Source organism: Thermus albus, from assembly GCF_022760855.1.
GTDB classification, from domain to species: Bacteria; Deinococcota; Deinococci; order Deinococcales; family Thermaceae; genus Thermus; species Thermus albus.
In genome coordinates this window covers 60,029-74,761 of the sequence record NZ_JAKTNR010000003.1, presented here as the reverse complement: position 1 = coordinate 74,761, position 14,733 = coordinate 60,029, and the positions used below count along the sequence as shown (strand labels likewise).

General features: G+C 62.1%; 14 protein-coding genes and 1 tRNA gene. 8 read left to right on the top strand and 7 right to left on the bottom strand.

Annotation, left to right across the window (positions count from 1 at the left end):
* Nucleotides 1-5: 5 nt before the first annotated feature.
* Genes soxA through L0D18_RS04135 form a run of 4 tightly spaced genes read right to left on the bottom strand, consistent with a single transcriptional unit; the run spans nucleotide 6 to nucleotide 2,058 of the window.
* Nucleotides 6-788 carry a sulfur oxidation c-type cytochrome SoxA gene (soxA, locus tag L0D18_RS04150; RefSeq protein ID WP_243027551.1) on the bottom strand — a complete coding sequence of 261 codons (783 nt, stop codon included), beginning with the start codon at nucleotides 786-788 and terminating at the stop codon, nucleotides 6-8.
* 52 nt (nucleotides 789-840) lie between these two features.
* On the bottom strand, nucleotides 841-1,167 hold the full coding sequence (soxZ, locus tag L0D18_RS04145; protein WP_243027549.1) for a thiosulfate oxidation carrier complex protein SoxZ: 327 nt from the start codon (nucleotides 1,165-1,167) through the stop codon (nucleotides 841-843).
* Between the two features lie 14 nt (nucleotides 1,168-1,181).
* Nucleotides 1,182-1,634, bottom strand: a complete 453-nt coding sequence (gene soxY, locus L0D18_RS04140) for a thiosulfate oxidation carrier protein SoxY (protein WP_243027547.1) — start codon at nucleotides 1,632-1,634, stop codon at nucleotides 1,182-1,184.
* Nucleotides 1,627-2,058, bottom strand: a complete 432-nt coding sequence (locus L0D18_RS04135; RefSeq protein WP_243027546.1) for a thioredoxin fold domain-containing protein — start codon at nucleotides 2,056-2,058, stop codon at nucleotides 1,627-1,629. The genes soxY and L0D18_RS04135 overlap by 8 nt, the downstream gene beginning before the upstream one ends.
* A 240-nt stretch (nucleotides 2,059-2,298) precedes the next feature.
* Here L0D18_RS04135 and L0D18_RS04130 point away from each other — a divergent pair, with 240 nt between their 5' ends.
* The 6 genes from L0D18_RS04130 (at nucleotide 2,299) to L0D18_RS04105 (ending at nucleotide 7,272) form a co-directional block, all read left to right on the top strand.
* Nucleotides 2,299-2,745, top strand: coding sequence for a c-type cytochrome (locus L0D18_RS04130; protein ID WP_243027545.1), 447 nt, complete (start codon nucleotides 2,299-2,301; stop codon nucleotides 2,743-2,745).
* Between the two features lie 55 nt (nucleotides 2,746-2,800).
* Nucleotides 2,801-3,760: an ABC transporter ATP-binding protein gene (locus tag L0D18_RS04125; protein WP_243027544.1), complete on the top strand. Its 960-nt coding sequence runs from the start codon at nucleotides 2,801-2,803 to the stop codon at nucleotides 3,758-3,760.
* Nucleotides 3,757-4,368: a thiamine diphosphokinase gene (locus tag L0D18_RS04120; RefSeq protein ID WP_243027543.1), complete on the top strand. Its 612-nt coding sequence runs from the start codon at nucleotides 3,757-3,759 to the stop codon at nucleotides 4,366-4,368. Before L0D18_RS04125 ends, L0D18_RS04120 begins: the two co-directional genes overlap by 4 nt.
* A gap of 45 nt (nucleotides 4,369-4,413) precedes the next feature.
* Nucleotides 4,414-4,489: transfer RNA gene (locus tag L0D18_RS04115), tRNA-Lys, on the top strand.
* 36 nt (nucleotides 4,490-4,525) lie between these two features.
* Entirely contained in the window at nucleotides 4,526-5,569 is a 1,044-nt protein-coding gene (locus L0D18_RS04110; RefSeq protein ID WP_243027541.1) for a DUF815 domain-containing protein, read from the top strand.
* A gap of 20 nt (nucleotides 5,570-5,589) precedes the next feature.
* On the top strand, nucleotides 5,590-7,272 hold the full coding sequence (locus tag L0D18_RS04105; RefSeq protein WP_243027539.1) for a GmrSD restriction endonuclease domain-containing protein: 1,683 nt from the start codon (nucleotides 5,590-5,592) through the stop codon (nucleotides 7,270-7,272).
* A 12-nt stretch (nucleotides 7,273-7,284) separates the two neighbouring features.
* Here L0D18_RS04105 and L0D18_RS04100 read toward each other — a convergent pair whose 3' ends face one another.
* Entirely contained in the window at nucleotides 7,285-8,934 is a 1,650-nt protein-coding gene (locus tag L0D18_RS04100; RefSeq protein ID WP_243027538.1) for a CTP synthase, read from the bottom strand.
* Nucleotides 8,935-9,060: 126 nt separating this feature from the next.
* Between L0D18_RS04100 and rplM the strand changes: the two genes are divergently transcribed.
* Both rplM and rpsI read left to right on the top strand, forming a co-directional pair.
* The gene (rplM, locus tag L0D18_RS04095; protein WP_243027537.1) at nucleotides 9,061-9,492 is read left to right on the top strand and encodes a 50S ribosomal protein L13; all 432 of its coding nucleotides are present in this window, start codon (nucleotides 9,061-9,063) and stop codon (nucleotides 9,490-9,492) included.
* Nucleotides 9,492-9,878 (top strand): 30S ribosomal protein S9, encoded by a 387-nt coding sequence (rpsI, locus tag L0D18_RS04090; protein ID WP_243027536.1) that lies wholly within the window; start codon nucleotides 9,492-9,494, stop codon nucleotides 9,876-9,878. Before rplM ends, rpsI begins: the two co-directional genes overlap by 1 nt.
* Here rpsI and L0D18_RS04085 read toward each other — a convergent pair.
* Both L0D18_RS04085 and L0D18_RS04080 read right to left on the bottom strand, forming a co-directional pair.
* Nucleotides 9,875-12,511, bottom strand: a complete 2,637-nt coding sequence (locus L0D18_RS04085) for a UvrD-helicase domain-containing protein (RefSeq protein WP_243027535.1) — start codon at nucleotides 12,509-12,511, stop codon at nucleotides 9,875-9,877. The genes rpsI and L0D18_RS04085 overlap by 4 nt on opposite strands.
* The gene (locus tag L0D18_RS04080) at nucleotides 12,508-14,703 is read right to left on the bottom strand and encodes a PD-(D/E)XK nuclease family protein (RefSeq protein WP_243027534.1); all 2,196 of its coding nucleotides are present in this window, start codon (nucleotides 14,701-14,703) and stop codon (nucleotides 12,508-12,510) included. Before L0D18_RS04080 ends, L0D18_RS04085 begins: the two co-directional genes overlap by 4 nt.
* Between the last annotated feature and the right edge of the window lie 30 nt (nucleotides 14,704-14,733).

Sequence of the window (14,733 nt, the reverse complement as noted above, 5' to 3'; positions counted from 1 at the left end):
CCTCCTCACCGCACGAAAGCTGGCCACTCCTCCACCACCGCCCCGTTATTCTGGTAGGCCATGAAAAGCTCCAGGGCCAGGATGGGCAGGGAGTAGTGGGCAGGCTGGGGGTGGCCGATGTTGCCGTAGCAGGCCCGGATGCGGTCCTGCATGGTCCACGTCTGGTCGTTGGAGTAGCGGTAGGCGGGCCAGTGGGTCCAGGACTGGTCCTTGCCCAGGACATCCGCGTAGGGAAGCACCCCAGCCCGGCGCCCCACAAAGGAGATGTGGCAGGTGGCGCAGCCTAGATCCCGCGCCCCGCTACGGGCATAAAAGAGCTTTTCCCCTAGGGCATAAAGCTCCCGCTCCTGGGGAAAGAGGAGGCGCACTTGGATGGGCTTACCGGTGGAAAAGCTGGCAACGTAGAAGGCGATGGCCACCACCTCCTGCCGCTTGATCTGTTCCGGCTTATACCCCTGGACCCGGGTCATGCAGGTGAGGATGCGGCTATCCAGGTCCTCCACCCTACCGGTGTCCAAGAAGTAGCGGGGCAATCTAGCCGCTGCCCCATCCAAAACCCCCTTGCCCAGGCCGAAGTCGCACTCGGCCATGGTTTTGCCCTTAGGCCCCTTGCGGTTAAAGAGCTCCTTCCCTTGCTCCACGATGAGCTCCGTGGGCAGGATGCCTGCAGTCTCCAAAAGGAGCTGTTTTTGCCGCTTGGCCTCTTCCCTCGGGTCCACCTCCCCCTGGGCCAGGGCCAAGGCCAGGAGGAAAAGCACCGCCACCTTCCACCCAACCCCTAAGGACATACCCCACCTCCCACGAGTGCAAGGCGCCCGGGGATAACCCCCGGGCGCTCTTTCAGGCCAGTTCCAGCTTGGTCGCGCCTTCGCCCGTATCCCCGCTGAGGTCCTTCAGCTTCACGGTAAAGGTGCCGGCCTTTTCCGCCTTGAACATGAAGCCGTAGAGGGGATTGGCGCTGGTGGAAGGACCAGGGCGGGCCTCCGCCACCTTCTCCCCCTCAAAGTAGATCTCCACCAAGTTGATGTAGTTGGCGGGGATGATCTTGCCCTCGGCATCCTTACGGGTACCGGGCTCGTTGGGGTGCTGGGCTACCACCTGGAGCTTAAAGGTTTCGCCCGCCTTGGGCTTGGCGGGAGTCAAGCGAACAATGGTGCGAATGGGCATCTCCTACCTCCTTCCTAACCGCAACCACCCACGGTTACGCGGGTGCTGGCTGAGGCCAGAAGCAGTTTGCCGTCCGTGGTTTCCACCACCGCCCGGATGGCGCTGGTCTCCGCTAGGCGCACCCGGGTGGCGTAGTAAGGCAGGGCCTTCATGGGCATGAAGGCCACCAGGTGGGGAGTGGGGTTCTTGTCGGCAAAGAGATGGATGGCCTTCACCTGGTCCGAAGGGAGGCCCACCTCCACCTCCGCGGGAACATTGGCCCCGCTCTCGGCAATGGCCGGCATGGTGAGCTTGATGAGGTTGGAGGGCGTCAGGTCCTTAAACCCCTTGCCCAAGGTCGCTTGCAAGGCCTTCTCCAGGTTGGCCAGGTCCTCCCCCTCGAGGCCCTGCGCCCGGGCAGGAACCCCCGCCAGGGCCAAAGCCCCCAGGGCTACGCCAGTGGTCCTTAGAAACGCTCGCCTATTCACCGCATACACCTCCTTTGGCACAGATCTGGCGCAACTCCAAGAGGAACTGCGCCCGGGACCGGCTGCCAAAGAACCGGCCCACCTCTTCCCACGTCCCCTTGCGGAAGACGAGGAAGACAAAGCTTGGGGTGCCCGGCACCCGGTAGCGCCGGGCCAGGTCTTGGCCTTCTTGGGTTTCGGTGCCCACAGAGGCCACCACAAAGCGCTCCTCCAAAAGCCGGCTCACCTGGGGATCGGAAAGGACGAAGGTGTTCATCTGGTCGCAGTAGGGGCAGTGGGGGCTATGGAAGTAGACCATGACCATCCGCCCATGGGCCTGCCCAAGGGAAAGGGCCGCATCGTAGGGATACCAGCGGCCGAAGTCCAAAGCCGCCAAGGCCATGGCAAGTAGGGGAAGGGTTAAAAGTACCTGGTATGCCTTCATCCGATACACCCCAAGGGTACACCCAAGGACATTTGTACCCTAGCACTACCCCCAAAACCCTGTCAAGCACCCCTGACACAACCTGTCCCCCCTCACACATAACCAAGGCATAAAAAAGCTGGCACACCCCTTACCCCCCGAGTGTATTCCTGAGATTTAAGAAAAGCTAAAGGTTTAGGCCCTCCAGTCCCCTTGACACCCGGGACGGGACAAAATACCCTGGTAGCCCGGAGGGTAAAGATGAAACGGACCCTAACCGCTCTCCTCCTTATCGGCAGCCTGGCCTTGGCCCAGGCGGACGGCGCTAAGCTCTATAGCCAGTGCGCGGGGTGCCACCAAGCCACCGGGCAGGGGGTACCTGGCGCCTTCCCGCCCCTGGCAGGCCACGTTTCCGAGGTCCTTAACGCCAAGGGCGGCCGGGAGTACCTGATCAAGGTACTGCTCTGGGGTCTCCAGGGCCAGATTGAGGTTAAGGGCATGAAGTACAACGGAGCCATGCCCGCCTACAACGGGCTAAAGGACGAGGAGATCGCCGCCCTTCTCAACCACATCGCCACCGCCTGGGGCGACGACAAGAAGGTCTCCGGCTTCAAGCCCTTCACCGCCGCCGAGGTGAAGGCCCTTAGGGGCAACAAGCTCACCGCCCAGCAGGTGCTGGAGGAGCGGAAGAAGCTCGGCTTGAAGTAAGGAAATCCAAAGGGGAGCCCTGGGGTCCCCCCAGGGCTCCTTGTTTAATGGAGGGGTGCTGGAGCTATCCCTGCAAAAGGCTTTTCCCGGTTTCCGGCTCGCCCTGGAACTCTCCGCAAAGGAGGGGGAGGTGTTGGCCCTTTTGGGGCCATCGGGAAGCGGAAAGAGTACCCTGTTAAAGCTCATTGCCGGGTTGCTAACCCCAGACCGGGGCTTCGTTCGCTTCCAGGGCCAAGACCTCACTCCCCTACCCCCGGAAAGGCGAGGGGTGGGGTTCCTCTTCCAGGACTATGCCCTTTTCCCCCACCTCACCGTGGCGGAAAACATCGCCTTCGGCCTGGTGGAAGCCCGCTGGTCCCGGAAGGAGCAGGAGGCACGGGTACGGGAGCTTCTGGAAAGGATGGAGCTTTCCCCCCACGCGGGAAAGCGCCCACAAGAACTCTCAGGGGGCGAGCAACAGCGGGTTGCCCTGGCCCGGGCCCTGGCACCCCGGCCCAGGCTCCTCCTCTTGGACGAGCCCCTGGGGGCCCTGGACCTGAGGCTGAGGGAGGAACTCCTCTTCTTCCTGCGCAAAACTCTCCGGGGAGAAGGGATTACCACCTTGGTGGTCACCCACGACCAGGGCGAGGCCTTCCTCCTGGCCCACCGGGTAGCGATTTTGAACAAGGGAAGGCTGGTTCAGGTTGGCCCCCCGGAAGAGGTGTACGCCAGGCCCCAGGATGCTTGGACTGCCCGTTTCCTAGGGCATAAGAACCTCCTCTCCCCCGAGGAAAGCCAAGCCCTGGGCCTGCCCCCCAGGCCCCACCTCTTGCCCCAAGCGGCCTTGCGCCTGGGAGGAGACCAAGAAGGGGTGGTGGAGGAGCGCCTTTTCTTCGGCAGTCGGGTGGGGCTTTGGGTACGCCTTAGGGGCGTGAGGGTGTACCTGGAGGCCCTAGATCCCCTCCCCCATCTGGAGGAAGGGGCCAGGGTCCCCCTAGGCCTGGACCCTTCCCAAGCCGTACCCTTGGAGGGATGAGGCGCTTCGCCCTTCTCCTAGGCGGGCCCCTTCTGGTAACGGCGGCCCTACGGGAACGCCTAAAGGCCTACCGCCTAATGGCGGCGGACTCTGGGGCCCGGCACGCCCTGGCCCTTGGGCTTCCCCTGGAGCTATGGCTTGGGGACTTTGACTCAAGTCCCCAGTGGCTACAGGAGGCCCTTTCTACCCCCAAGGAGGTGCTTCCCCGGGAAAAGGACCTAACGGACGGGGAAGCCTTGGTGCGCAAGGCCCTGGAGCTGGGGGTCGAGGAGCTCCTTCTCCTGGGCGGCATCGGGGGACGGTTGGACCACACCCTGGCCCACCTGGAGCTTGCCTTTACCCTGGTGGAGAAGGGGGTAAGGGCGGAGCTCACCGATGGGCTCACCCGGGTCTTCCCTCTCCCCTTTGGGCAGCACACCTTCCACCTGGAAGCGGGGGCTCCCTTCAGCCTCCTCCCCTTTCCCGAGGCCACCTTGGGAGTGGAAGGGGCCCGCTGGAACCTGCCCCCCACCCCCCTGAAGGCCACCACCCTTACCCTGGAGAACCAGGCCCTGGGGCCCATCCAGGTACGGGTGGAAAGGGGAAGGGCGGTGCTTTACCTCTTTTAACCTTGACAGGGCCTAAAGGGCGGGCTACACTAGCTTTTGGCGTTTGGGCCGCTAGCTCAACCGGTAGAGCAACCGACTCTTAATCGGTGGGTTACAGGTTCGAGTCCTGTGCGGCCCACCAGAAGACCCCGGGAAACCCCCGGGGTTTTCCTTTACCATGGGGCCCATGAGGCTTCCCCAGACCCCATCCGACCTACTGGACCTGGATCTGCCCCGGGGTGAACCCTGGGGCTACGCCTTTGCCCAATGCCTTCTTAGGGCTCCCTGGGCCTGGCGGGCCCTTAGGCCCACCCCGGGGCTTCTGCAGCTTATAAGGCAAGACCTTAAGAGGGCCTTCCTGGAGCTGGAGGGGAGGCGGAAGGAGTACCCTTTAGCCGACTTAGGGGAACGCCCACCCCACCCCGCCGAGGAGGAGGCCCTAAGGGCCCTTTTGGCCCGTGACCCTGAAGCCATGGCCCGGGTTTTGCAAACCCACGGGCCCTACCCCTTCGCCCTTTACCGGGCCTTCCGCTTCCGGGAAGGAGTGGAGCCCCTTCCCTCCCCTCGCCTACCCCGGGAGGAGGAGCTTGTCGGCTATGAAACCCAGCTAAAGGCCCTTAAGGCCAACGCCCTCCGCTTTCTGTCGGGCAAGCCGGCCCTCCACACCCTCCTTTACGGGGCCCGGGGCACCGGCAAAAGCACCGCAGCCAAAAACCTCCTACACCTTCAGGAAGCCCGCATGGTGGAGGTGGAGCCCACGGCGCTGGCCCATTTGGAAAATCTCTTGGAAAAACTGGCCCTTCTCCCCCACCGCTTCTTCCTGTTTCTGGACGACCTTTCCTTGGACCCCAGGGAGGAAACCTTCCACCACCTAAAGGCCCTCCTGGAAGGAAGCCTGGCGGGTCCACCGGCAAATGTCCTCCTCCTCGCCACCTCCAACCGCCGCCACCTGGTCCGCCATCAGGGGGAAAACCCCCTTCCCGGGGCCGACCCCCAGGCCTGGGACGAGCTCCAGGACACCCTAGCCCTCTCCGAGCGTTTCGGCCTGGTCCTCACCTTCCCCCCCTTTGACAAGGAACTTTTCCTAAAGGCGGTGGCCCACCATCTGGGCCGCTCTTTGAGCCCGGAGGAGGAAAAGGAAGCCCTCCGCTTTGCCCTGCAAAAGGGTTTTTCCGGGCGGGTAGCCCGGCAGTTTGCCTATGGGAGGTTGACCACAAGGTAGAAGTTTGACAGCATAGAAGCATGAGAACGGGCTCTTTCCGAATGAATCAGCTTTTAAAGAAAGCGAAGACCGGGCAATTTAAACTTCCTCAATTTCAAAGGGATTTTGTTTGGAACGAAGCCCAAGTTGCCCTACTTATAGACTCCATTGCGCGTAATTACCCTATCGGTTCCTTGCTCTTACTGGAACCCAGCCCTGACATTCGCCTAAGTGCGCGCTCTATCCAAGCTGCTATGGCAGAATTGGATGATTTGCCCAGTGAGGATTCCGGTGACAACAACACGCCAGAAGAAGCACAAGAGCTACTGATATTAGACGGTCAACAAAGACTAACCTCCATTGTTCGTGTACTTTTAAATGCTAATCCAAGTAAAACATACTGGTTTGACCTGCAGGAGCTTTATGAATCCTTCGACGAGGAAAGGGTGGACTGGATTAAGAAGACCAATGGCAAGTCAAAAGATACAACTCGGAGTAATAACAGGTGGCTTCGTGCAGACCTTATTCATGAAGGCGAAGAGCAAAAATATGTTATCGACTACTTCCTAAACCACCCGGATTTAGAGAAGGACGAAGCAATGAACGCTATAAAAAGAGTCAATCGCATATTCGAGACCATACGAAACTACGAAGTTCCTTACATACTTTTAGAAGGGCAGGAAGGCGTTGAAGCAATTTGCCGCATTTTTGAAACGATAAACTCAACAGGTACCCGCCTCAGCACCTTTGATTTGGCTGTTGCCAGATACTATCCGGACCTAGACCTAAGGGCCTATTACGAGGAAGCACACAGAATTGACCGCACGCTAGATGCTTTTAGTGTTGATGGGGAAAGATTCCTACAGGTGATTGTTCTTCTCGAAAAGAACGCGGAGCCTTCTCGGAGCGAGCAGCTGAAGCTGGGTAAAGACACCATTAAGACCCGGTGGATACAAGTCACCAAAGCGCTTTCAAGGGCTTTAAGGTGGGCACAGAAAGAATGTGGTCTAGAACCCAGGTTTTATGTGGGCGAAAGTCAACTGGTAGCTTTAGCAGGTGTATTGGCTGACTTAGATGAGAGAAATCAGGAGCGCTTTCTTACAGAAAAAAGGGATCAGCTGGTGCAGTGGTTCTTCTCAAATGCTCTACAGAGCGGTTTTCGCGCCACAAACTACAGAATTTTGATGCATTACCAAAGTCTCAAGAAACTAGTTAGTGGAGAAATCCCAAACGATGACATGCCGATCGTAAATCTTGATCTTGAAACGTTGGTAGGTCTGGCTAAGAGTGATAATAGATACAAAGCTGTTTTAGCCCTTCTAAGACGTTATATTCCCGAAGATTTCTTTTCTGGATCTAAAATAGAGTCAGATAACTTTGAAATCCATCACATCTTTCCCCGTTCGTTTGGTGCAAAGAAACAGGTGGATTCCATCGCCAATCTGGTACCATTAACCCGGGAAAGTAACCAACTGCTGTCCAACAGAAATCCTTCCGATTATGTCCATGAGTTGGCAAATAAGGTAGACATTGATGTTGCAAACCAGCGCTTGGGCTTAGCCTTATTCCCCATTCGCATCAATCCTCAAAAGGAGGTTGAGCCGAACATCCTATCTGACGAAATGTACGACGCTTTTCTACGTGAAAGAGGAACCCTCATTTTGCAGAAAATAAAGAAGGTTGTCGGCAATCGTTTCACCGACAACCCACAAAACGAAGACTAAACCCCCAAAACCCTATACTTGCGCAAACGTGAGGGCCGCCTCCACGAACCCAGCAAAAGGCGGGGAGGGGCGCATGGGCCGGCTTTTGAACTCGGGGTGGCTTTGCAGGCCCAAGAAGAAGGGGTGGTCCTTAAGCTCAATGGCCTCCACCAGCCCCGCCCCCCGGCCCCGCATGCCCGGGGTGGTGGCGGAGATGACCAGGCCCGCCCGTTCCAGCTGGTCCACATAAAGGGGATTGACCTCGTAGCGGTGGCGGTGGCGCTCAAGCGCTTCCTCCTTGCCGTAGAGGCGGTGGAGGAGGGTGCCCGGGCGGATGCGCATGGGCCAGTCCCCGAGGCGCATGGTCCCTCCCAGGCCCTCCACCTCCAGTTGCTCGGGCATGAGGTCAATCACCGGATGGGGGGTATAGGGGTCAAACTCCGTGGAGTTGGCCCCCTTAAGCCCGGCCACGTTCCGGGCAAACTCAATAACCGCGATCTGCAACCCCAGGCAGATGCCCAAGTAGGGAATGCCCTTCTCCCGGGCGTACTGGGCCGCCCGCACCTTGCCCTCAATGCCCCGGACCCCAAACCCGCCGGGGACCAGGATGCCGGCAACATCCCGGAAGGCCTCGTCCAGGTCGGCCCCCTCGAGGCCCTCCGCATCCACCCACTTCACCTCCACCCGGGCCCCATGCCGGATGCCCGCATGCTTCAAGGCCTCCAGAAGAGAAAGGTAGGCATCGGGCATCTTCACGTACTTGCCGGCGATGGCGATTCTCACGGTGCGCTCGGGGTGCTTTAAAACCCGCACCGCCTCCTGCCAGAAGGCGAGGTTGGGGAAGACCGCCTCGAGGCCCAAAGCCTTTTCCACCACCCGGCCCAGGCCCTGTTCCTCAAGGAGCAAGGGAATCTCATAGATGTGTTCCACGTTGGGGCTGCTGAACACGTGCCCCGGGCGCACGTTGGTGAAAAGGGCCACCTTCCTCCGCACCTCCTCCGGCACCGGTTTCACCGAGCGAAGGACGATGGCATCGGGCTGGATTCCCACGCCCCTTAAGGTGGCCACGGAGTGCTGGGTGGGCTTGGTCTTGAACTCCTCGCTGGTCTCCAGGTAGGGGACCAGGGTGAGGTGGATGTAGAAGGTATTGGCCTCCCCCTCGTCAAAGCGAAACTGGCGTATGGCCTCCAGAAAGGGCAGGCTCTCTATATCCCCCACCGTGCCGCCCACCTCCACCACCACCACCTCGGCCCCCTGCTCCTCGGCCACCTGGCGGATCCGGTCCTTGATCTCGTCGGTGATATGGGGGATCACCTGCACCGTCTGGGAAAGGTACTCCCCCCGGCGCTCCTTCTGGATCACGGAAAGGTAGACCTGGCCCGTGGTGAGGTTGTTGCCCCGGGAGAGGTCCAGGTCCAGGAAGCGCTCGTAGTGGCCGATGTCCAGGTCGGTTTCCGCCCCGTCGGCGGTGACGAAGACCTCCCCGTGCTCGTAGGGGCGCATGGTCCCCGCATCCACGTTCACATAGGGGTCAATCTTGATGGCGGTAACCCGGTACCCCCGGGCCCGGAAAAGGGCCCCCAGGGCAGAGGTGAGAATCCCCTTGCCCAGGCTGGACACCACCCCCCCGGTCACGAACACGTACTTCCTTGGCCTTTGGCTACTCTCGGAAACCCCGTTCACGGGACCTAAGCCTACCACATCTGGCAAAAGGCCCTGGGGTTATGGTAAAGTTTTCTTTGGCGTTCTTGCGGGGTCCCCCGATCCCCCGGCAAGAACAGGGTGTATCGCTCAAGGAGGGCCCTGGAAATGCAGCCCAAGACGTACGTGCCGGAAAAGGTTGAACCCCGCTGGGTTCTCATTGACGCCGAGGGCAAGACCCTGGGGCGGCTGGCCACCCAAATCGCCACCTTGCTCAGGGGCAAGCACCGCCCCGACTGGACCCCCAACCTCCCCATGGGCGACTTCGTGGTGGTGGTGAACGCCGACAAGGTCCGCCTCACCGGCAAGAAGCTCAAGCAGAAGATCTACACCCGGTATAGCGGCTACCAGGGGGGCCTGAAGGAAATCCCCGCCGAGAAGATGCTTTCCACCCACCCGGAAAGGGTGCTGGAGCATGCGGTAAAGGGGATGCTACCCAAAGGCCCTCTGGGGCGGAGGCTTTTCAAGCGGCTTAAGGTCTACGCCGGCCCCACCCATCCCCATCAGGCGCAGAAGCCCGTTAAACTGGAGGTCAAGTGATGGAGCAGTACTACGGCACCGGTAGGCGCAAGGAAGCGGTGGCCCGGGTCTTTTTAAGGCCCGGAAGCGGCAAGGTCACCGTAAACGGCCAGGATTTTCAGGATTACTTCCAGGGCCTGGTGCGGGCGGTGGCGGCCCTCGAGCCCCTTAGGGCCGTGGACGCCCTGGGGCGCTTTGACGCCTACATCACCGTGCGGGGGGGCGGGAAGAGCGGCCAAGTGGACGCCATCAAACTGGGGGTGGCCCGGGCCCTTCTCCGCTACAACCCCGACTACCGGGCCAAGCTGAAGCCCTTGGGCTTTCTCACCCGCGATGCCCGGGTGGTGGAGCGGAAGAAGTACGGCAAGCACAAGGCCCGCCGGGCTCCCCAGTACTCCAAGCGCTAGGACGGGTTTCCTCCAGGCCCCTGGGCTTTCCCAGGGGCCTTTTCCAGTTGGGAGAGGGTCTCCAAAAGCTCTTGGGAAGGGAAGGCGTACACCTCCTTGTGCCTTAGGTAGACCAACCGGGCCTCCGCCTCCACCCCCCAGGCCCGCCGCACCGCCTCCCAGTAGAGGGCCAACTGCAACCGGTAGCGCCCGGGGTCCATGGTCTGGTCGGTCTTGTAGTCCTCCAGGTGCCACCGGTCCCCCACCCGGTAAAGCCGGTCCAGAACCCCGTGCCAGACCGTCCCCGCCAGGGGGAGGACCAAGGGGAGCTCGGGGTGGTCCTCGAGGCGCTCCTCCAAGGGGGGCAAGACCTTCCCCAGCATCTCCCGGTGGTTAAGGAGGAGGATCCGCACCTCAGCCAAAAGCCTTGCCCTTTCCTCCTCCGAAAAGGGCAAGGCCACCTCCTGCAGGAGAAGGGAGCGCATCTGGGCCTCGTCCTCTGGGTCCAGGTTGCGGGCGAGGGCGTAGTGGACCAAGGTACCCAGGGCGCGGGCGAACTCGGGCAAGACCTCGGCCTCCAAGGCCTCCGCCAAGGGCCAAGGCTCCCCCTCCGCCTTCTGGTAGGCGCTTGGGGAGTAGAGGGGAGGAAAGGGCTTGGGTTCCAAGGCCAAGGGGGCATAAGGGGCTGGGTCCAGAGGGGGCGCCGGCAGGAGCGAGGGCGAGGGGAAGGAAGCCCTAAGGGGGTGGACCCGTACCCTGGGGTCTTGGGACTTAGGGCCTAGGCCCAAACCCATGAGGGCCTTGGCCCAAGGGCCTGGCCGGGAAGAGGCGCTTCCCGTGAGCACAAGGACATCCCGGGCCCGGGAAAGGGCCACGTAAAGGAGCCGGATGGCCTCCTTGTCCTGGGCCTCCCTCAGGCCCTGCCTCACCCCCTGGTAGGCGGGCATGCCCTTCAAGGCCACCTCTCCGCCGAGTCCAACCAGGAGGGAATCCTCCTGAAACCGCTCGTTCCGGGAGAGGTCAAACACCGCCACCACCGGCCATTCCAACCCCTTGGCGGCGTGCACGGTGAGGAGGTTCACCCCCTCGCCCCCTTCGGGGAGCTCGGCGGCCTCGGGGTCCGTAGCCCGCACCCTGAGCCACTCCAGGAGGGCCTCGAGGTCAGGAAAGCGCTCCGAGGCCGCCAGGAGGAGGAGGGTGTCCAGATTGGTGCGGGCCCTAGGGGAAAGCCGCCCCAAAAAGACCTCGTCCCGCACCAGGGCCTTAAGGGCCTCTAGGGGCCGCTTCCCGGCCAGCTCCCTCAGCCACTCCAGCCGGGCCTGGGCTTCGGCGGGGAGTTGGGAGAGAAGGTCCTTCCAGGGGGATTGCTTGGGTAAACCCCCCAACCTTCCCAAATCGGCGCCCACAAAAGGGCCCCGCAGGAAGGCCAAAAGGGAAAGCCGCTCCTCGGGGGAAAGGGGAGCCTCGGGTTCCAAGAGGCTTAGCCTAAGGGCATGGTAGATATCCCGCACCTCCGGGCGGATGAAGAAACTCCTTCCCCGGCGGATACCGTAGGGAACCCCCAAGGCGCGGAAGGCCCGTTCCAAGTAGGGAAGGCTATGGCGGCTTCGCACCAAAACCGCCATCTCTGGGAAGGCATACCCTTGGTCCCGTAGGGCCAGAAGCCTCTTCCCTAAGACCAAGGCCTCTTGGTGGCGCTTCCCATCCAGCTCCCCTTCCCCTCCCACCCAGTGCACTTCCAAAAACCCCCTTTCCCGCCGTCTAGGCCTCACCAAAACCCGTTCGGTTTCGGGGAAGAACCGCTCCACAAAGCGGTTCAGAAACTCGGCCAGCTCCCCGCTGTGGCGGAAGGTTTCGTCCAGAAAGCGAACCTCTTCAGCCTTCCCTAGGGCCTCGCGGAAAACCTCCACCCGGGCGTTGCGGAAAAGGTAGATGGACTGCTTGGGGTCCCCCACGGCCACCACCTTGGCCCCCGCCTCCTCCAGGGCCTGGAAAAACCGCCCCTGCAGGGGGTTTACATCCTGGTACTCGTCCAGGAAGATATGGCTAAACCGCTCCACCACCCGCCTCACCGCCTTGGGGTTTTTCAGGAGGCGGAGGGCTTGGGCCTCGAGGTCCCCTGGCCCTAGGAGGTCTTGGGTACGGGCCTGGTACCTCCTAAGGACCTCCTGGAAAAGGGCATAAACCCCTTCCGCTCCCGGCAAGGGCCGGAAGTCTTCCGCCAGGGAGCGCTTTTCGTAAAGGGCGCGGAGCGCACCCACAAGCCCTTCCTCCTCCCCGGGGTCCAGGCCCTTCAAGTAGAGGAGGCTGCGGGCCTCCTCCAGGAAGAGGGCCTCGGCAAGGAACTCGTCCAAGACGGCGAAATCGGGGTCCAGGGAGAGGAAGGGGGCCGTGTGGCGTAAGGCCTCCGCCATGAAGCCGTGGATGGTGGTGAAAAGGGCGCCATAAAGCTCCCGCTTGGCCGTTTCCCCCTCCCCATCCCCCAGGGCTTTAACTTCCTCCAGGATGCGTTCCCTAAGCTCCTCGGCGGCCTTGCGGGTAAAGGTGAGGGCGGCCATGCGCCGCAGGGGCACCCCTTGGCGCAAAAGGGCCAAAAGCTCCTGGACCAAGGCATGGGTCTTCCCCGTGCCCGCTGAGGCCACGTAAAGCTTCACCTCTCCTCCTTTCGGCAGAGGTCTTCAAGGCCACAGGTGAGGCAGTGGAAGCCTGGCTTTGGGGGAAAAGCCCCCTTGAGCCAAAGGCGATAGGCCTCCGCCGCCTGTTCCCGTACCTCCTCGGCTATCCTGGGCACCTCTACAAAGCGGTGGTGGGGAGGGGAGGAAGGCTCTCCCATCCAAGGCCAAGCCCAAAGCCTAACCTCGGCCACATCCTCGCGGCCCAGCAGGACTTTAAGGGTATACCACTCCGTCCAGCGCTTTTGCGGCCCCAAGTCGGCTTCCGCTCCTTGGGGCAACAGGCGGTAAAGGTGAAGGGTTTTCCCCTCCCGCCGCACCCCATCCAGGCGTAAGGGAGGTTTCCCAGGCAAGGTGGACCAAAAGCGCATCCCCTCCCAATGCGCCCGATGGGCCTCCAACCAGGGACCCACCTGGGCGTGGGCCAGAACCTCTTCCAACTTGGTGGGCAGGAGGTGCCACCCCAAGGCCCCATCCCGTCCCCTGAGGTCAAACCGCTCCACGTAGGCCCTAAAAGGGCACTCCCGGAAGCGACGGAGCACCTCCAAGTGGGGCGGGGGCTCCCGCCCCGTGGGCAGGGGCGGGGTAAAGGGAAGCTGGGGAAGGGCCTCGAGGCGGCTTGCCGGGGGCAAGGGCTCGGGCTTAACCCCCCTCTCCAAGGGCGGGTAGAGCCCCGAGGGGCCGGCCTCCGGGTAGAGGAGAAACACCTCCTCCCCCCGGGTGGAAACCTCCTCCCAGAAAAGGGGGTCAAGGCCCTTAAGGCGCCGGGGGAGTCCCTTTAGAAGCCCTCTTTCCCTAAGCTCTTCCAGGAGGAAGTAGTCCTCCCGCTCCCGTAGGCTATAGCGCCCCGCCACCCAGTCCAGCACATAGGCCCTTTTGGCCCTTATGCCGAGGGCCATCAAGGGAGGAAGCAGGGCCACCCCCCGGTTGGGCTCTGGGGGCAGGCTTTCGTCCAAAAGCAGGCTCCGCCACCAGGCCAAGGGATTCCCCCTATCGGCCTGTAGGGCCAGGCGCAGGCGGGTAAGAAAAGGCTCCTGGGCTGCGATCCCCAGGCGCTCCAAGGCCTCCTCCGCCCAGGCCAAAAGGTCGGGCCCCGGGGTGCGGAGCCCTTGGAAGGCCCGCCACTCCTCCTCAAGCCCTTCCCGCTCGGCCAAAGCCCCAAGGGCCTCCTCCCCCGCCAGACCCAGCCTCAGGGCCTTCCTCCCCAAGGTGGGAAACCCCAAGGCCAGAAGGTCCCGCCCCGTGGGGAAGGGGTTTACAAGGGCCAGCACCCTCTCTCCTTCCTCCGTGTCGGCCAAGGCCCTTTCCCGGCCATCGTAAAGGGGCAGGCCGTACTCGTCCTTGAGGAGGAGAAGCCCCCCGATGCGCTCCTCGGGAGCCACCACCAGGACCTCCCAGGGATCCAGGCCTTCCCCACCCATCGCCTTGGGGGCCAGGGCCCGCTTTAAGGCCCTAAGGAGGTAGCGGACCTCCTCCACGGGGTTGGCCAGGGCCAGGACCTCCTTTTTTACCGGCCTAGGGGAAAGGGCTTTCCAGGGCGCAAGCCCTTCTGGGAGGAGTTCCGCCGTGAGGAGGACCGGCACCTCCTGGGCCAGGCGCCTAAGGAAGCGGAGGTCCAAAGGACCCACCTCCCGAAAGCCATCCACCACCACTAGATCGGGCTTGGGGAAAAGGCGAAGGGGCACCCGGCCTGCCCGGTAGCGGAAGTCATCGTAGTCCAGGGCTTTCCCCTTAAGGCGTTGGTAGGCGAAGTAGACCTGCCTGAGCCTTCCCGCCTCCCCCTCCTTGGGCAGGGCAAAGGGGGAAAGGCCATAGCGTTTGAGTTCGGCGATGGCCCGGGCAAATAACCGCGCCTCCCCCGGGGCGATCTCCTCCCCATAGAGGCTCCTTAAGGCCTCCCCCACCAGGGCCACCCTTCCCGCCCCGGGAAGCAAGGGCCCAAGCCGGCCCACCTCGGCCAGCACCCGGTAGTACAGGGCCTGGAAGGACATGAACTCCAGGCCCAGCACCGCCTCCTGCCCGCCGAAAAGACGGTAGACATAAGCCCTTTGGTGGGGCAGGCCCACCCAGTAAACCCTTCCCCGTCGCCTTAGCACCTCCAAGGCCCATTCCTGGGCCAAAGAGGTTTTCCCCGAGGCAGGAGGGCCCAGAAGGGGATAAAGGCCGGGCTTCATATGGGAACATTTTAAAACCGCAGGGCATTT